Below are 17,557 nucleotides of genomic sequence, written 5' to 3' on the forward strand. Positions count from 1 at the left end.
CTTCCAGAGACCGGGGTCAGGCTCGGCCTTGCGTCATGGCCGGAACATGACGGTCGCAGCCAGGGTGACGGTGGAGAGGACCATCTTGGGGCATCAGTCGTAGCGGGTGGCTCACTCGAACCCCGGAATGCTTTGTGGCTATTGCTGTTGTAGGGCGACTGTCGGGACGAACAGGCCCGGTTTTCCCTGTCACCAAGCCCCCTGACCCGCTCCCATCAGCATCCAGATCGGATCGCAGAACTTGACTGAGAGGCGATCAGCGCGGCCGATCTTGCCCGTGGCTGTGCCGCGTCTGCCCACATGCCAAGCTGGATTCCTAAGTATCGTATATCACCTAACGCGCCTTTATTTGCAAAATATGACTAATAGTCTACACAATTATTGACATTCAATAATTGATGTAACATAGAACCGCAAGGTTAGGGAAAATGCGCTGATGATTGCGAAGCTGCTCCCCTGTCGAGCCTCTTCATCAAGGACGGCGCGGGCCGGCGCCCCGCTGTCTTCGCCCGCCGCCCTGCACAGCTTTTGCCCCTCAATGAAGAAAAGGATGTCCGACATGGCAGCCAGAGTTATCCCGGTCGTTACTCGCGCCCTCGCATTGGACGACAGCACACAGCAATCGGGCGAATGCGTCCGTCGGTCCGGTGTCAGCCCTCAGAACACCCCGGCGACGAAGATCTGGTTCGGCCGTGTCTCGAACGAACCCGGCCACCGTTCGCCCCCGCATCACCACGAGGAATGCGAGACCGGGGGTTATGTGCTGAAAGGGCACGGCCGGATCTATTACGGCGAGGATTACAGCGAATATGTCGATCTTCATGAAGGCGACTTCGTTTTCGTGCCGCCCTTCATGCCGCATGTCGAGGTGAACATGTCCACGACCGAGGAGCTGGTCTGGCTGACCTGCCGCACGCCGGACAATCTGGTGACCAACCTGCCTGACGTGCCGGATTCGGCGCTGGAGGGCTATCGCAGGGCCTGACCGCGGCGCAACATCAACGGGCACGCAGAGATGCGTGCCTGAATCTCAATCTGTGACCAGTATCGTATTTCGATACTATTTCCTGTGCAAATCCGCGCCAGGCAACCGAAGGGTAGCCTCTGCCTTCTGGCGTAGAATCGAAGAACTACGCGTAATATATTGAAATTTTAACGATTTCTGTTCGGCCATGCAATCATCTCGGCGTATGGCTCACAAGAAACATATATCACTTACTAATAATTTGTTGACATCAAATCTCACTATCTGCGAAACAGGTATCGCGCCGCAAGGAAAGCGGCCATAACGCTCTGGGAGGAGTCATGACCAACTTTAAGGCCGCCACCGCGGCATCCCTGATCGTGCTTGGCGCCACCGCGGCGCAGGCGGATGTGATCAAGTTCAGCTATCCGGTGGCCGAGGACAGCACCATGGGCCAGACGGTGAACAAGTTTGCCGAGCTGGTCGAGGCCAAGACCGGCGGCGCGGTCACGGTCAAGGCATTCCCGAGCGCGCAGCTTGGTAATGAAATCCAGTCGATCTCGGCTGCGCAGGGCGGCATCGTCGAGGCGGCGGTGACGACCACGGCAGGTCTTGCCGCCATGGTGCCTGAATTCGACATGTTCAACGCGCCCTTCACCTTTGACAGCTACGCCCAGCTTGACGCCGTGACCCGCAGCGCGGTCGGCAATGACATTCTGTCCAAGCTGGAGCCGAACAACATCGTTGGCCTGTGCTACTGGGATTACGGCTTCCGCAACATCACCAACAACAAGCGCCCGGTGAAGACGCTGGAAGATGTCAGCGGTCTGCGGGTGCGCACCATCCAGAACGCGGTCTATATCGACTCGCTTCAGGCCATGGGCATGAATCCGACGCCCCTGCCCTTCCCCGAAACCTTCACCGCGCTTGAGACCGGCGCCATCGACGGCAACGAGATCGCCAATGACGTGACGCGCGCCGGATCGTTCTTCGAGGTGCAGAAATACCTGACCGAGACACGGCATTTCACGACGCTGTCTGTGATGTATGTGTCGAAGAAGCTCTGGGACGGGCTGGAGCCGGCGGAGCAGACCGCCGTGCGCGAAGCCTGCCTCGAAACTTCGGAGTTCAACCGCCAGATCATCAATGACGGCGCGCAGGGCACGCTTGATTTCCTTGCGGAAAAAGGCATGCAGATCGACGAGATCGCCCCCGAGGAGCTGGCGCGGTTCCGCACAGCCGTGGCGCCGGTGGTGGAAAAGATCAATGCCCGGTTCGACCCTGCCTTCGTGCAGGCTTTCAAGGCCGAAGTCGAAGCCAACAAGGGCAACTGAGCCCGCAGCGGCAGGGGCATCGCCCCTGCTGCCAACCAGAAACAGGAGAGAACGCGTGCTGTTGCAAGGTCGGACCGCCATCGTCACCGGCGCCGGGAATCTGGACGGGATCGGCTTTGCCGTCGCCCGCCTTTTCGTGGCCGAAGGCGCGCGGGTCATTCTGGCAGATCGCGATGCGGCGGGCGTGGCCGAGGCGGCCGGGGTGCTGGGTCCGGCGGCGCTTGGCTCGGCGACCGATGTGACCGATGCCGGGGCCTGCGCCGATCTTTGCGCCCTTGCGCGCGACCGTTTCGGCGGGCTGGACATTCTGGTCAATTCCGCAGGCCGCGTGCAGGCCCGCCGCACCGTTGACATCACACGCGAGGATTATGACGCCGTGATGGATGTGAACCTGCGCGGCACCTTGCAGATGTGCCAGTCGGCGCTGGGGCTGATGGGGGCCGGCGCCTCCATCATCTGCATCGCCTCCATCGCTGCGCAGCGCGGCGGCGGGCTGATGGGCGGGCCGCATTACGCCGCCTCCAAGGCGGGGGTTCTGGGGCTGGTCCGGGCCATGGCGCGCGATGTCTCGCCCTCCGGCATCCGGGTCAATGCCATCAATCCCGGCGTGATCCTGTCTTCCATGACCCGCGGCTTTTATGACGACGACCTGACCGAAAAGGTCATGTCGCAGATCCTGCTGCGCCGCTTTGGCGAAACCGACGATGTGGCACGGGCCTGCCTGTTCCTCGCTTCGGACCTGTCATCCTACATCACCGGATCGTCGCTCGACGTGAACGGCGGCATGCACATGAACTGAGGCCGCGCGCCTGTCGCGCGCCCGCCGGGGAGGAGCCGATGACGACCCTGTTCCAACTTTATCTGCGCCTGTTGAAGGGCTTCATCGTCTTTTGCCTTGCCGGCATGGTGGTGCTGGTCTTCGGCAATGTTGTGTTGCGCTATGCTTTCAACTCGGGACTGACCATGTCCGAGGAGTTCTCGCGCTGGCTGTTCGTCTGGATGACCTTCGTCGGTGCCATCGTGGTGCTGCATGAAAACGGCCATCTGGGGCTGGATTTCATCGTGAACGCCCTGCCCCGCCCGCTGCGCCGCCTGTGCCTCGTGCTGGCGCACGGGCTGATGGTCTATGCGACATGGCTGGTGCTGGCCGGAAGCTGGGTGCTGGTTTCGGTCAACAGCAATTCCTATGCCCCCGCCACTGGCCTTCCAATGTCGCTTCTGTTCGGGGTCGGGCTGGTGTTCGGCCTGTCCACTGCCGCGATCCTGCTGTGGCGGATCTGGCTGATCCTGACCGGACGGCTGGACCGCATCACCATCATCGACGAAGAGGCCGCCGCGCTGCATCAGGCCGGGGTGAAATGATATGACGCTGCTGATCTTTCTGGGCTGCCTGCTGGGCGGCATGGCGATCGGGATGCCGATTGCCTATGCGCTGATCATGTCCGGCATCGGGCTGATGGTCTATCTGGATTTCTTTGATGCGCAGATCGTGGCGCAGAACCTGCTGAACGGGGCAGACAGTTTCCCGCTGATGGCCGTGCCCTTCTTCATGCTGGCGGGCGAGGTGATGAACACCGGCGGCCTGTCGCGCCGCATCGTCAACCTGTCGGTGGCGGCGGTGGGCCATGTGCGGGGCGGGCTGGGCTATGTTGCCATTCTGGCGGCGGCGGTGCTGGCCAGCCTGTCGGGCTCGGCCGCGGCGGATGCGGCGGCGCTGTCGGCCATTCTGGTGCCGATGATGGTGCGCGCCGGACATGGGCCGGGCCGGTCGGCCGGGCTGATTGCCTCGGCCGGGATCTCGGCGCTGATCATCCCGCCCTCCATCGGGTTCATCCTGCTGGGCGTTGTGGGCAATATCTCGATCACCCGGCTTTTCATCGCCGGGATCGTGCCCGGGATTCTGATGTGCGGGGTTCTGGCGCTGACCTGGATGCTGGTGGCCCGTCACGACCGGGTAGAGCCGCTGCCGCGCGCACCCCGCGGCGCCGTGCTGGCCGAGGCGCGCGCCGGGATCTGGGCACTGATGCTGCCGGTGATCATTCTGGTCGGCCTGCGCATGGGCATGTTCACCCCGACGGAAGCCTGCCGATCTGTATCCGGTGTTTCTGGGCGCGGCCAAGACTACGGCCATGGTGATGTTTCTTGTCGCCGCCGCCATGGTGTCCAGCTGGATGGTCACGATTGCGGGCCTGACCGACCAGATCGCGGCACTGACTGCCCCCTTCGCGCATGATCCGCGGCTTCTGATGCTGGTGGTCGTGGCGCTGGTGCTGGTGGTCGGTTGCGCCATGGATATGGTGCCGATCATCCTGATCCTGTTCCCGGTGCTGCTGCCGGGCGTCAAGGCGGCGGGCATCGACCCGGTCTATTTCTCGGTTGTGTTCATGATCGCCACGGCGGTCGGCCTGCTGACCCCGCCGGTCGGATCGGTGCTGAACGTGGTGGCGGGCGTGTCGCGGGTGCCGCTGACGCGGGTGATCGGAGGCATTTGGCCCTTCATCATCGCACAGCTTCTGGTGCTTGCGCTGCTGATCCTTTTTCCTGCAATCGTGATCGTACCCGCCGGGTTTATCTCGGGGCAGTGAGGAGAGGGTGATGCAGGACGAAGACGGCGGCGGCAAATCGAACAGCCTTGAAAAGATGCTGGCCATCCTTGACGGGTTCGACGAGGATCATGTGGTGCTGGATGTCGGCCGCGCGGCCGCGCTTTCGGGTTCGTCGCGCCCAAGTGCCTACCGTTATCTTCAGGCGCTGACACGCTCGGGCCTGCTGACCCCGGCCAGCGGCGGCACCTATGCGCTGGGGTCGCGGGTGATCGAACTGGAGATGGTGCGCCGCGTCAACGATCCGCTGTATCGCGCCTCGCATCACCTGATCCGCCATTACAGCCAGACCACCGGGCTGAACATCATGGTGTGCAGCTATTACGGCGACAAGGTTCTGTGCACCGATTTCGCATGGGCAGACCGCAGCACCCCGGACATCTATCGACCGGGGCGTTCGATGCCGCTGTTTCGCGGCGCGATGGCCAAGGTCATTCTGGCCAATCATTCGCTTGCGCTGCTGAAATCCATCTGGACCCATAACGAGACGCAGATCCGCGAGGCCGGGCTGGGCGACAACCTTGCTGCCTTCCTTGACCAGATGGCGGCGATCCGCGCCGCCGGGGCGCTGGTCACGCGGGCCGAGGTCTTTGCCGATCTGGTGGGTGTCGCGGCGCCGGTGCTGGATCTCAACGGGCAGATTCTGGGCAGCGTGGTCTTCGTGCTGACGGTGCAGCGCTACCAGACCTCGGACCCCGAGCAACTGGCCGAGGAAATCCGCGAACTGTCACGAGGCATCCAGCGCGGGATCAGCCGCGCCAACCGTTTCGATGCGATCACCCCCGGCGCCGCCGCCAAGCCGCGCCGCGCCCCGGTCTATCGAAGCTGAAGCACCGGGCGGGCGGCCCGACACGAAAGGACGAAGGCATGAAACTGATGCGAGTGGGCCCCCTTGGGCAGGAAAAACCGGCGCTGCTGGATGCGGCTGGACAGATGCGTGATCTGTCGGCCCATGTTGCTGATATCGCTGGCGCCGCGCTTTCTCCGGAGGGGCTGGCGCGTCTTGCGGCGCTGGACCCTGACAGCCTGCCGCTGATCGAGGGCACGCCGCGCATCGGCGCCTGTGTTGGCGCGGTGGGCAAGTTCCTGTGCATCGGTCTGAACTACGCAGATCACGCCCGCGAAACCGGCAAGGAACCCCCCGAGGAACCCGTGGTCTTCGCCAAGGCCACCAGCGCCATTTGCGGCCCGGATGACGATGTGGAAATCCCGCGTGGATCGGAAAAGACCGACTGGGAGGTCGAACTGGGCGTGGTCATCGGCAGCCGGACCAAATATGTCTCCGAGGCCGAGGCGATGGACCATGTGGCGGGCTATTGCCTGATCAACGATCTGTCGGAACGGGCCTTCCAGTCGGAACGCGGCGGGCAATGGACCAAGGGCAAGAGCCATGACACCTTTGGCCCCATCGGCCCCTGGCTGGTGACGCGCGACGAGATCGCCGATGTGCAGTCGCTGTCGATGTGGCTCGATGTCGATGGGGTGCGGCGTCAGACCGGCACCACCGCCACCATGATCTTCGGCGTGGCGCATCTTGTCAGCTATCTGTCGCAGTTCATGACCCTGCTGCCCGGTGACGTGATCTCGACCGGCACACCGCCCGGCGTCGGGCTGGGGATGAAACCGCCGGTCTATCTGCGCGCGGGTCAGGTGGTCACGCTGGGGATCGAGGGGCTGGGCACCCAGCGCCAGCGGATGATTGCGGCATGACCGGCCCCGCAGAATGGCGGCAGGCCCTGACCGATCTGGCGGGCAGGACCGCGATCGTGACGGGCGGCGCGCGCGGGCAGGGGGCGACCGAGGTGCGGCTTCTGGCCGAATGCGGGGCGCGGGTGCTGATCTGCGACGTGCTAGATCAGGACGGCGCCGCGCTGGCAGCAGATCTGGGCGAGGCCGCGCGCTTCCTGCGCCTTGACGTGACCAGCGCCGAAGGTTGGGCCGATGCGATCCGGACCTGCCGCGACTGGACGGGGCGGCTGGACGTATTGGTGAACAACGCGGGCATCATCAACCGCACACTGATTGCCGAGACCACGCCCGAGGCATGGCGGCGCCTGCTGGATGTGAACCTGACCGGCGCTTTCCTTGGCATTCAGGCGGCGGCGCCACTGATGGCGGAAGGTGGTGGCGGGGCGATCATCAACATCTCGTCCAACTCGGCCTTCAGCGGCCATGCGGACCCTGCCTATACCGCAAGCAAATGGGGCCTGCGCGGGCTGACACGCTCGGCCGCAATGGAATATGCCGCGCAGAACATCCGGGTAAATGCGGTCTGTCCGGGGCTGATCGTGACCGACCTCAACCGCAACTCGCCGCATCTGCAACCGATGATCGACCTGACCCCGGCCCACCGCTCGGGCGAGGCGGAGGAGGTGGCGCAACTGGTGCTATACCTCGCCTCCCCCGCCGCGCGCTTCGTCACGGGCGAGGATTTCCTGATAGACGGCGGTTTCATTGCCGGGGCCGCCTATCGGCACGTCGCGGTCAGGACCGGGCTTCTGCCCGAATGACCGGCGCCTCTGGCGCAAGGTTTTTGGGATGAGCCGAGAGGCAACGCGCGGCGCGCAACCTTGCCTTGGGCGGCGGGCACGGGCATTCGCCGGTCCGTTCAGGCGACTTCGCGGAGGAGCCTGCCGAAGATATAGGTGCTGCACCCCGGATCGAAGCCGATGATTTGCAGGCCCGCCTCAAAGCGGCTTTGCATGGCGAGGCGGCCTTCGGCGCGGGCGGCGCGGGCGGCCGCCTCGTCACTGCGGAGCAGCTTGTGAAAATCCGGCACCACGGCGACCTTGTCCTCGGCCCGCACCTCGGGGCGACCCGTCACGAACAATTCGGCGACCACCCGGTCACTTTCGACGCCGGCCTGATAGCTGCCGCCCGATCCGTAGTAATTCACCAGATAACCCGTGCCGAAGGCTCCGAGATTGTTGATGTTGAGATTGGCATTGCGTGTCATCAGCGGGTCGTAAGTCCAGCGAATGCGGCGAATGCCGCGCGACTGGCACCAGTCTTTCTGATAGGCTTTCAGCGCCACGCCCAGACCCTGCCCGCGATATTCGGGCAGAACGGCAAGCCGGTGGCTGTGCTGCACGGTGGGATCGGACGTCGGAAATCCGAATACATACCCAGCCAGCCGGTCCCCGTCGAAGGCGCCGGCGACGATGCCCCCCTCGGACTGAACCACCATCATCAGATCGGGCGGGTCCGCCAGATCATCCATCCCCCAGACAGCATGTTGCAAGTCATAGGCGGCCTGAAACTCGGTCAGCCCGCGCAGGTCGCGATAGGTGATCATGCCGGGAACGCCTGAACCGAAGTCGAGATGCTGTCCAGAAAATCCCAGTCCATCGTGACCCCGATCCCTGCCCCATTCTGCGGTATCGGCATCAGGCCGTTTTCCGTTTCAAGCTTTTCGACCACGATGTCGCGCTCGAAATAACGCGACGATGACGAGGTGTCGCCCGGCCGCGAAAACTGTTCCAGCGTGCAAAGGTGGATGTTGTGGGCGCGGCCGATTCCGGCCTCAAGCATGCCGCCGCACCAGACCGGCACGTCATGGGACAGGCACAGGTCATGCACCTGTTTGGCAACGGTATGGCCGCCCAGTCGCCCGACCTTGATATTGATCACCCGGCCCGCATCGGAGACCAGTGCCTTGCGGCAATCGGGCAGCGTGCGGATGCATTCGTCCAGACATATCGGGGTCCGCAGTGCCGCTTGCAGTCGCACATGATCATGCAGGTCATTCCATGCCAGCGGCTGTTCGATGTAGTCCAGCGCATAGTCATCCATGCGACGCAGCACCGGCATATCGGCCAGCGTATAGCAGCAATTGGCGTCGATGGTCAGGTGCGTATCGGGAAAGTCCGCGCGCACCGCATCGAGCAGCTTCAGGTCATGCCCTGGCATCACCTTCAGCTTGATGCGGCGATAACCTTGCTGCACATGAATCTCGACATCCCGCAACGTGCGCGGGATGTCCTTGATGCCAAGCGAAACGCCCACCTCGATCTCGCTTCGCGTGCCGCCTAATGCCTGCCACAGGGGCAGGCCCTGCGCCTTGGCCCACAGATCCCAGAACGCCATCTCGACCGTCGCCTTGGCCATCTGGTGATCCCGCCAGGGCCGGAACAGCCGTTCGATTTCCTGCGGATTGGCAAAGCTCTTGCCCACGACCTGCGGCAGGAACACGTCGCGCAGCATCATCATGGAAGAAGCGAGCGTTTCGGGCAGGTAATCGGGCAGCACATCGGCCACGCCCTCGGCATAGCCCTCGTGCCCACCCCCGCGCAGCACCAGAATCGGCATGACCTTCCGAACCATGGTGCCCGTGGCGATGGTGAAGGGTTGCAGAAGCGGCAATTCAATCAACCGCAGCTCGGCCGATTCGATCACCAGAGGGTCGCGGAGGGGCGAAAGCGGCATGGGTCTTCCTTTGCGAAACGGGGTTTTTCCCGCGACGGGTTTGGCCGGGTTCAGGCACGCGGGATGTGCGGTGGTCCGGGCGCGACGACGAGCTCAGAGAAATCCATTTTTAGTTTACGGTCAAGATTGACCGACTGTTAGTTTGCTGTCATGTTCGATTCCAAGCGGACTGAAGCACTGACCAACCGCAGACGCGGCCCTTTCGGCAAAGGGGCGCACCTGCCCTTGAACGCCTTGGGGAAGCTGATGGAACCAGCCGAAGGAACAGGCCTGCACGCCCGGCTTGAGGCGATTCTGGGCACCGGCACCCCGGTTGAACGGGCAATTGCGGCCTATCTGCTGAACCATATCGCCGATCTGCCGTTTGAAACCGCGGCCAGCCTCGCGGCGCGGATCAGGGTTTCGGAAGTGTCGATCGGCCGTCTCGCGCGGGCTCTGGACTATCGCAACCTGAAAGAGATGAAAGAGGCGCTGAAGGCCGAGGCTGATCTGAAGGCCATTGCCGCTGTCAGTGACAGCCCCTGGCTGAAGGGGGTGGCTCTTGCCGAACGCTTTGCCCGCAGCGAGGGAAGCAAGCCCGATGGCGGCCCCGCCGCGCTGGAGCGTGAAATCCATGCAGTCATGCGCAACCATGAAACGGCGGCAGGGCCGGACTTCGCCCGTTGCGCCCGGCGTCTTGCCTCCATCGGTCAGGTGCAGATCGCAGGTTTCCAGACCGAACGCGGTCTGGCGCAATATATGGCCCATAACCTGAGCTATCTGCGCCCCCGTGTCACGTCGCTGGCGCTGGACAGCGGCCATTTTGCCGAGGTGTTTCTGGACGATCCGGCGAATACCGCGCTCGTCATCATCGAGACACGGCGCTACTCGCGTCTTGCCTATGATCTTGCCAAGGCGGCCAGATCACAGGGCATTCCGGTGACATTGATCACCGATCCCTATTGCGGCTGGGCGACCGAGGTCGCCGACGAGGTGCTGCGGGTCGAGACCGATTTCAACCATTACTGGGATGCCACCGGCCAGATCGCGGGTCTGATCAACCTGCTGGTCAACCGGATCTTCGGCGAGCTGGGCCCCGGTATCGAAGCGCGCCTGAACGGGATCAGCCGCCACTATCAGCAATTCGTGGGTCACCAGAGGTGACACCTTAGTCAAGCCGACCGGCCTGAACCGGAACCGGCATTTCAACAGGAAGGAAAGTCCGTATGAAATCCCTTGGAAAGCTGCTGCTTGGCACGGCCCTTGCCGGTGGCATGATGTTGCCCGCGCAGGCACAGGACGTTGTTGCCGTCCTCTCGCAGAACGAGACGGGCGCCACCTCCTACAATCCGGTATCGGCGACGTTGCTGTCGGTTGGCGCCTGGCTGATGTATGACCGGCTCGTCGTCAAGGACGAGAACCTGCAATATGTGCCGAACCTCGCCGAAAGCTGGGAAGAAGCGCCGGACGGCATGACCTGGACCTTCAAGCTGAAGCCCGGCGTCACCTTCCACAACGGCACCCCCTTCACCGCACAGACCGTTGTCGATTGGCTGCCGCTCTACAAGGGGTCGGAGAACGAATATCTTTTCGACGCCATCGAATATGCCGAGGTGGTTTCAGATACCGAAGTCAAATTCGTGATGAAGCGGCCCGAGCCGAACCTGCTTTACAACCTGTCCACGGTCTATGCCTCGATCCCCGATCCGGCCGCATTCACCGAGCTGGGCGAGGAATTCGGCGTGGCCGAGGTGGTCGGCACCGGGCCGTTCAAGCTGGACAGTTTCGAGATCGGCAACCAGACCGTCCTGCTGCGCAATGACGATTACGCATGGGGGCCGGGCGATGCGACCGGCCATCCGGCCAAGATCGAAACGCTGACCCTGCGGGAAATCGCCGAGGCCTCGACGGCGTTCCTTGAACTGAAGACCGGCGGCGTTGACATGCTGATGAACGTGCCCACCGATTTCGTGGGCGAGGTCGAAGGCAGCGGCAATCTGAAATTGCTGGAACTGCCGGGCACCGATCTTGTCTACATGCCGATCAATGTGACCAAGCCACCCTTCGATGACATCAAGGTGCGCGAAGGCGTGGCCTTTGCCATCAATCGTCAGGAAATCGTCGATGCGGTCTTCGGCGGGCGGGGCAAGGCGGCCGATGGCTTCCTGATTTCGGCGCTGCCGGAATCGCAGATCGCGCCGGAATACCGCATGACCTATGACCCCGAGCGCGCCAACAAGGCACTGGATGACGCGGGCTGGGTCAAAGGGGCTGACGGCATCCGCGAAAAAGGTGGCGAGAAGCTGAAAGTGACGCTATGGACCCAGTCGGACAGCATCTTCCGTCGCCTGTCGGAAGTGGTGCAGGCGCAGCTGAAGGCGGTGGGGCTTGAGGCCGAAATCCTGACCTTCGACAATGCGGCGATCCGCGACCAATACAAGACCGGCGAACAGCAACTGGCGGTGCGCACCTATCTTTGGGACAATGCCGACATCCTGGAATGGTTCTTCAGTGGCGAGCGGCTTTATTATCCCAACATCTCGATGCTGAATGATCCCAAGGCCGAAGAGCTGAAGGCGGCGGCGATGACGGGGGCCAAGAACTCGGCCGAACGCGAGGCGAACTTCCGAGCCTATCACGAGTATATCAACTCGCTGTATCCCTACGCCCCGATCTACGAGCCGGTGCAGTTGATGGGCTACAATACCGACCGCGTGACCCTGCCGGAACCGCTTCATGCCGCGCGCTTCAACACGCTGGGCTTCCTTCAGCTTGAAGTGAAAGAATAAGCGCAAGATGCTGGGCTTCGCCATCCGACGCATCCTGATGCTGGTTCCGGTGTTCCTTGCGGTGTCGGTGATCATCTTCCTGATGATCCACATGCTGCCGGGTGATCCGATCGACAATCTGCTCAGGATCGGGGCGGGGCCCGATCAGCGGGCGGCCCTGACCGAGAAATACGGCCTCGACCGCCCGCTGTACGAGCAATACCTCTACTGGATCGGCAATGTGGTGCAGGGGGATTTCGGCAATGCCATCGTGCAGCGCCGTCCCGTGGCCAGCCTGATCGGCCAGGCCCTGCCCTATTCGCTGACACTGGGCGGGCTGGCGCTGCTGGTCTCCACCGTGCTGGGTGTCACGGTGGGCATCATCGCGGCCAGCTTCAAGGGAAGCTGGCTGGATCAGGGGCTGATGGGCGGGGTGCTCTTTGGTTCCATGCTGCCGAATTTCTGGATCGGCCTGCTGCTGATCCTTGTCTTTTCGGTATCGCTGGGCTGGACACCGGTGTCCGGTGCCCGCGGCTGGGAAAGCCTGATCCTGCCCGTGGTCACCATCGGTCTGGGCGGCACCGCGCTGGTGGCGCGGGTGACGCGGGTGGCGATGATCGACGCGCAGGGGCGCGACTTCGTGATGCTGCTGCATGCCAAGGGCGTGCATCCTGCGGTGATCCAGTTGCGGCATGTCCTGCGTCACGCCCTGATCCCGGTCGTCACCATTCTGGCGCTGCGGATCGGCTGGATTATGGGCGGGGCCGTTACGGTAGAGGTGGTCTTTGCCCGGCCGGGTCTTGGCTCTTTGCTGATCAAATCCTTGAACCAGCATGATTATCCGGTCGTTCAGGCCTCGCTTCTGATCCTTGCCATGGCGGTCCTGCTGGGCACACTGCTGGGAGACCTGTTGCAGGCTGCGATGGACCCGCGCATCCGGGACAATCTGAAATGACCGTGACCGCTCCTGTTTCGGGCCTGCTGCCCGCGCTGCGCCGCTCGGCCCCTGTCCAGGCTTTTGCAAGCTGGAAAGGCGGTGTGGCCGGCACCTTCCTGATCCTTGTCGTGCTGGGGGCCCTTTTTGCACCCTGGCTGACGCCCTACGGCTTTGACGTGCAGAACCTGCCGGGTGCCTTTCAGCCCCCCAACCTTGCGCACCCCATGGGAACCGATGAATTCGGACGCGACGTGCTGACCCGCATTCTTTACGGCGCGCGGACATCGCTTTCCGTCTCGGCGGTGGCAATCGCGATTTCGCTGTTCTGCGGTATGGTTCTGGGGGCCAGCGCCGGATACTTTGGCGGGCGTTTCGACCGGGCGGTGATGGTCGCGGTCGATCTGACCTGGGCATTTCCCGAAATCCTTGTCGCGCTGATGCTGGTGGCGATCATCGGCCCCGGCACGACCGGAACGCTGGTTGCGATTTGCGTCGCCTATCTGGCGCAGTTTACCCGCCTGACCCGCGCGCAGGTCATGGCGCTGAAATCGGAAACCTTTGTCGAGGCGGCCCGCGGTATGGGCGCATCGAATGCCGCGATCCTGTTCCGCCATCTGCTGCCGAACTGTCTGGGTCCGGTGCTGGTGGCCGGGATGCTGGCGACCGGCGATGCGATCATCCTTGAGGCGACGCTGGGCTTTTTCGGCCTCGGCGCGCAGCCCCCGACCCCGTCCTGGGGCGGCATGATGTCCTCGGGGTCCGGGCTGCTGTTCAAAGGGCCATGGATCATCCTGTTTCCGGGCCTCTGCATCGCGTTGACGGTGGTGGCAATCAACATGTTCGGCGACGCGCTGCTGCACAAGCTGGATGTCCGCGAACGGGTGAGGACCGCCTGATGCTGATGGAAGTCAAGGATCTCTCGCTGTCCATCGGCAAGGTTGCCTTGCTGGATCGGGTCAGTTTCGCGGTCGATCGCGGGCAGGTGCTGGGCCTGGTCGGCGAAAGCGGCTCGGGCAAATCGCTGACCGCGCTGGCGCTGACCGGGCTTGTGCGCCGCATCGGCGGCAGGATCACCGGCGGCAGCATCGTTTTTGACGGGCAGGAGCTTTCGGACCTGCCCGAACCGGCCTACCGCAAGCTGCGCGGCAAGCGGATCGCCTTCATCACCCAAAACCCGATGTCGGCGCTGGATGCGCTGAAAACCATCGGCGATCAGGTCGATCAGGTCTCGCGGCTACATCTGGGCCTGTCGCGCAAGGCAGCGCGGGCACATACCGTCGATATCCTGACGCGGCTGCGCATCCCCGAGGCGGCAACCGTAGCCCGCGCCTATCCGCATCAGCTTTCCGGCGGGATGAAGCAGCGGGTGGTCATCGCCATGGCATTGGCCGCCGATGCCGATCTCATCATCGCGGATGAGCCGACCACCGCGCTGGATGTGACGGTGCAGGCCCAGATCGTGATGATCCTTTCCGAGCTGGTGAGGAAGCGCAACATCGGCCTCATCCTGATCACGCATGACATGGGCGTGGTGGCCCAGATCTGCGACAAGGTCTGTGTGCTGTATGCGGGCCGCGTGGCGGAAAGCGGGCCGGTCGGGCAGTTGTTCGACGCGCCGCGCCACCCCTATTCGGCGGCGCTGATCGGCTGCATCCCGCGCGAAGGCATGGCGACCGGTGCGCTGAAGGGCATTCCGGGCACCGTGCCCTCGGCGCTGAACTATGGTGCCGAATGCTGCCGCTTTGCCAGCCGCTGTTCCCGCGCGGACGCCCTGTGCCATACCACCCGGCCCCTGCCGCATGCCCAGGGCGCGGCCTGGGTCGCCTGTCATCATCCGCAAGGCATTGCCGCACAGCCCGAGGCCCTCGATGTCTGAACCGATCCTTGCCCTGTCGGGACTGACCCGACGCTTCTCGACCGGCGGTGGCTTCCTGCGCCCTGCCCGCAGCATGACGGCCGTGCGCGGTGTCGATCTGCAAGTGGCGCGCGGTGACATCGTGGGGGTGGTCGGCGAAAGCGGCTGCGGCAAATCCACCCTTGCCCGTCTTGCCATGCGACTGCTTGAGCCAAGCGATGGCACGATCCGTTTCGAGGGGCAGGATGTGACCCATCTTGGCGGGCGGGCCCTGAAATCCCTGCGCAAGAAGCTGCAAATGGTGTTTCAGGACCCCTATTCCTCGCTGGACCCGCGATATACCGTGCGCGACTGCATCGAGGAGCCGTTCCGCGCACTGGGAGAGCCGGTTCCCCCCGGCCGGGTCGAAGACCTGCTGGATCAGGTGGGCCTGCCGCGCAGCTTTGCCGAAAGCTACCCGCACCAGATGTCGGGCGGCCAGCGCCAGCGTGTCGGCATCGCCCGCGCGCTGGCCTATGCGCCGGATTTTGTCGTGCTGGATGAACCGACCGCCTCGCTGGATGTCTCGATCCAGGCGCAGATCATCGCGCTCTTGCAGGATCTGCACCGGCAGCGCGACCTGACCTATCTGTTCATCAGCCATGACCTTGGGCTGGTGCGCTACTTCTGCTCGCGCATCGTGGTGATGTATCTGGGGTCCGTGGTCGAGGTGATGGAAGATCCCCATGCCGCGCCACGCCACCCCTATACACGGGCACTGATGGAATCCTCCTTCGTGCCCGACCCCGAAGCCCGCGCCACCATCGTGCCGCTGGAGGGCGAGATCCCCTCGCCCTTCGCGCTGCCGCAGGGCTGCCCCTTCGCGCCGCGCTGCCCCCGTGTGCAAGACCGCTGCCGCAGCGAACTGCCACAACCCACGGCCACCACCATCGGCCGTGTGAGCTGTTTCAACCCAATCGAGGCCTGATGTCATGTCCTTCCATATCCTGACCGCCGAGCTGATCCAGGAATGCAGCACCTTCAATACGGGCCGCACCGGGCTTGACGAATACCGGGTGGAAATTCTGGCCACCGGAACCGAGGCCATCGCACAGCGGCGGGAAGGCCGGGCCGAACTGAAGGGGTTTCTTGATGTCGCCGAGGCCGAGGGCTGGCAGGTGACGCATGCGCTTTCGGCAACCGCGACCCCCGGCCCGATTGTCACCGCCGAGGCGTTCGAGCATCTGGCGGGCATCATCACCGATGCGGCCCGCGCGCAGAAGGGCCGCATCCACGGGGTTCTGCTGGGCCTGCACGGCGCCATGGGCGCCGAGGGGTTTGACGATCCGGAAGGCGAGCTGATCACCCGCTTGCGCGCGATCCTCGGCCCCGATCTGCCCATTGGCATCACGCTGGACCTGCATACCAATACCACGCCGGAAATGGCCGCCGGGGCCAATGTGGCCGTTTCCTACAAAACCTATCCCCATATCGACCATGTCGAGACCGGCGCGCAGGCAGCCCGCGTCCTGAAGCGGTTGATGGAGGGCAGCGCAAAGGGCCGCACCCTGCGGTTGAAGCTGCCGATGCTGGACGAGGCGAATGGCGGGCGGTCGGATGTGATGCCCACGATGGAATTTTATGACCGCGCCCGCCGCTACGAAACCGAGCCGGGTATTCTGGCGGTTTCGGTCAATGCGGGCTTTGCCGATGCCGATACTCTGGAGGCCGGGCCGTCTGTGCTCGTCAGCTATGATGAGCTGACCGCCGGTGCCGCTGCGCGGGCAGAAGAGATCGCCCGCGATCTGGCACAGTCGATCTGGGAGGCGCGCAATTCCTGCGTGAACCGCTTCCTCAGTGTGGCAGAGATGGCCGAATATGTGCGCGCCTTCAAACCCGCGCGCCCCGGCCCGCTTGTGATTGCCGATTTCGCAGACAATCCGGGGGCTGGTGCCTATGGCGATGCCACCAACATGCTGGCCGGAATGCTGGATCTGGGGCTGGAGAATGCGGCCTTCGGCCCCATGATCGACCCCGAAGCCGCCGCGATCCTGCACCAGTCTCAGCAGGGCGACACGGTCACCCTCGCGGTCGGCGGCAAAAGCGACCCGCGTTTCGGTGGTGGCCCGCTGACGTTGACCGGCGAGATCCGCCACCTCTCGACCGAAGGGCTGCTGGTCGGTGACGGGCCGGTGATCGGTGGCATCACCTTCCGGTTCGGCAAGACCGCCGTGCTGCGGGTGAACGGGGTCGATATCCTGATCGTGACAGAGCGCGGACAGGCCTATGACCTGCAACAGTTCAAGGCTTTCGGCATCACTCCCGAGCAATGCTCGGTGCTGGGGCTGAAGTCGCAGCAGCACTTCCGCGCCGCCTTTGAGCCGATTGCCGCAGAGGTTATCGTTTGCGACTGCGGCGCCATCGCCTCGCCAGACTACAAGATCCGCGATTACACGAAGGTCCGCAGACCGATCTGGCCGTTGGACACTATTTCGGGCGCGCCAGAATTCATTATCAGTTGAGTATGGGTCGGCACAGTGCTGGCGGTGATCATTCTGGCGCTGTGCTGCCTCTCGCAGAGAGCCGGAGGCCCGTGGCGCCTGTGACCTTTCAGCGGTGCCCGTGACCGATCTGCTGTCCAGGATAAACTGCTGCACGGGTTGCGCGGCCTTCTCAGGCCGCGGTGCGATTGTCACCGCAACTTTTTTCCGAA

18 protein-coding genes are annotated in these 17,557 nt (G+C 63.6%); 16 read left to right on the top strand and 2 right to left on the bottom strand.

From position 1 onward, the window contains the following. Positions 1 to 559: 559 nt before the first annotated feature. The 9 genes from D2N39_RS17770 to D2N39_RS17805 all read left to right on the top strand — a co-directional run bounded on the left by D2N39_RS17770 (position 560) and on the right by D2N39_RS17805 (position 7,411). Positions 560 to 985 carry a cupin domain-containing protein gene (locus tag D2N39_RS17770; RefSeq protein WP_054302047.1) on the top strand — a complete coding sequence of 142 codons (426 nt, stop codon included), beginning with the start codon at positions 560 to 562 and terminating at the stop codon, positions 983 to 985. A 320-nt stretch (positions 986 to 1,305) separates the two neighbouring features. Next, entirely contained in the window at positions 1,306 to 2,298 is a 993-nt protein-coding gene (gene dctP, locus D2N39_RS17775) for a TRAP transporter substrate-binding protein DctP (RefSeq protein ID WP_119136126.1), read from the top strand. 55 nt (positions 2,299 to 2,353) lie between these two features. Beyond that, the gene (locus D2N39_RS17780; protein ID WP_119136127.1) at positions 2,354 to 3,097 is read left to right on the top strand and encodes an SDR family NAD(P)-dependent oxidoreductase; all 744 of its coding nucleotides are present in this window, start codon (positions 2,354 to 2,356) and stop codon (positions 3,095 to 3,097) included. A 38-nt stretch (positions 3,098 to 3,135) separates the two neighbouring features. Next, complete coding sequence (locus tag D2N39_RS17785; RefSeq protein WP_119136128.1) at positions 3,136 to 3,660, top strand: TRAP transporter small permease; 525 nt, start codon at positions 3,136 to 3,138, stop codon at positions 3,658 to 3,660. A gap of 1 nt (position 3,661) precedes the next feature. Next, positions 3,662 to 4,531 (top strand): TRAP transporter large permease subunit, encoded by an 870-nt coding sequence (locus D2N39_RS17790; protein WP_325048517.1) that lies wholly within the window; start codon positions 3,662 to 3,664, stop codon positions 4,529 to 4,531. After that, positions 4,434 to 4,883 (top strand): TRAP transporter large permease subunit, encoded by a 450-nt coding sequence (locus tag D2N39_RS23660; RefSeq protein ID WP_325048519.1) that lies wholly within the window; start codon positions 4,434 to 4,436, stop codon positions 4,881 to 4,883. Before D2N39_RS17790 ends, D2N39_RS23660 begins: the two co-directional genes overlap by 98 nt. A gap of 10 nt (positions 4,884 to 4,893) precedes the next feature. Further along, positions 4,894 to 5,730 (top strand): IclR family transcriptional regulator, encoded by an 837-nt coding sequence (locus D2N39_RS17795; protein WP_119136129.1) that lies wholly within the window; start codon positions 4,894 to 4,896, stop codon positions 5,728 to 5,730. Positions 5,731 to 5,768: 38 nt separating this feature from the next. Beyond that, positions 5,769 to 6,611 (top strand): fumarylacetoacetate hydrolase family protein, encoded by an 843-nt coding sequence (locus D2N39_RS17800; RefSeq protein ID WP_119136130.1) that lies wholly within the window; start codon positions 5,769 to 5,771, stop codon positions 6,609 to 6,611. After that, positions 6,608 to 7,411, top strand: coding sequence for an SDR family NAD(P)-dependent oxidoreductase (locus tag D2N39_RS17805; protein WP_119136131.1), 804 nt, complete (start codon positions 6,608 to 6,610; stop codon positions 7,409 to 7,411). The genes D2N39_RS17800 and D2N39_RS17805 overlap by 4 nt, the downstream gene beginning before the upstream one ends. 98 nt (positions 7,412 to 7,509) lie before the next feature. Here D2N39_RS17805 and D2N39_RS17810 read toward each other — a convergent pair whose 3' ends face one another. After that, positions 7,510 to 8,196, bottom strand: coding sequence for a GNAT family N-acetyltransferase (locus D2N39_RS17810; RefSeq protein WP_119136132.1), 687 nt, complete (start codon positions 8,194 to 8,196; stop codon positions 7,510 to 7,512). Next, complete coding sequence (gene menC / locus D2N39_RS17815) at positions 8,193 to 9,326, bottom strand: o-succinylbenzoate synthase (RefSeq protein ID WP_119136133.1); 1,134 nt, start codon at positions 9,324 to 9,326, stop codon at positions 8,193 to 8,195. Before menC ends, D2N39_RS17810 begins: the two co-directional genes overlap by 4 nt. Before the next feature lie 246 nt (positions 9,327 to 9,572). Between menC and D2N39_RS17820 the strand changes: the two genes are divergently transcribed. The 7 genes from D2N39_RS17820 to D2N39_RS17850 all read left to right on the top strand — a co-directional run bounded on the left by D2N39_RS17820 (position 9,573) and on the right by D2N39_RS17850 (position 17,366). Then, entirely contained in the window at positions 9,573 to 10,469 is an 897-nt protein-coding gene (locus D2N39_RS17820; protein WP_158589866.1) for a MurR/RpiR family transcriptional regulator, read from the top strand. A 62-nt stretch (positions 10,470 to 10,531) separates the two neighbouring features. Further along, positions 10,532 to 12,094 carry an ABC transporter substrate-binding protein gene (locus tag D2N39_RS17825; RefSeq protein WP_119136135.1) on the top strand — a complete coding sequence of 521 codons (1,563 nt, stop codon included), beginning with the start codon at positions 10,532 to 10,534 and terminating at the stop codon, positions 12,092 to 12,094. A 7-nt stretch (positions 12,095 to 12,101) separates the two neighbouring features. Then, positions 12,102 to 13,028, top strand: a complete 927-nt coding sequence (locus tag D2N39_RS17830; RefSeq protein ID WP_119136136.1) for an ABC transporter permease — start codon at positions 12,102 to 12,104, stop codon at positions 13,026 to 13,028. After that, positions 13,025 to 13,906 (top strand): ABC transporter permease, encoded by an 882-nt coding sequence (locus D2N39_RS17835; RefSeq protein ID WP_119136137.1) that lies wholly within the window; start codon positions 13,025 to 13,027, stop codon positions 13,904 to 13,906. The genes D2N39_RS17830 and D2N39_RS17835 overlap by 4 nt, the downstream gene beginning before the upstream one ends. Beyond that, positions 13,906 to 14,886, top strand: coding sequence for an ABC transporter ATP-binding protein (locus D2N39_RS17840; RefSeq protein WP_119136138.1), 981 nt, complete (start codon positions 13,906 to 13,908; stop codon positions 14,884 to 14,886). Before D2N39_RS17835 ends, D2N39_RS17840 begins: the two co-directional genes overlap by 1 nt. Further along, positions 14,879 to 15,832 (top strand): ABC transporter ATP-binding protein, encoded by a 954-nt coding sequence (locus D2N39_RS17845; protein ID WP_054301911.1) that lies wholly within the window; start codon positions 14,879 to 14,881, stop codon positions 15,830 to 15,832. The genes D2N39_RS17840 and D2N39_RS17845 overlap by 8 nt, the downstream gene beginning before the upstream one ends. A 4-nt stretch (positions 15,833 to 15,836) precedes the next feature. After that, positions 15,837 to 17,366 carry a M81 family metallopeptidase gene (locus D2N39_RS17850; RefSeq protein WP_119136139.1) on the top strand — a complete coding sequence of 510 codons (1,530 nt, stop codon included), beginning with the start codon at positions 15,837 to 15,839 and terminating at the stop codon, positions 17,364 to 17,366. Positions 17,367 to 17,557: the final 191 nt, after the last annotated feature.

Source organism: Gemmobacter lutimaris (assembly GCF_003570715.1).
GTDB classification, from domain to species: domain Bacteria; phylum Pseudomonadota; class Alphaproteobacteria; order Rhodobacterales; family Rhodobacteraceae; genus Gemmobacter; species Gemmobacter lutimaris.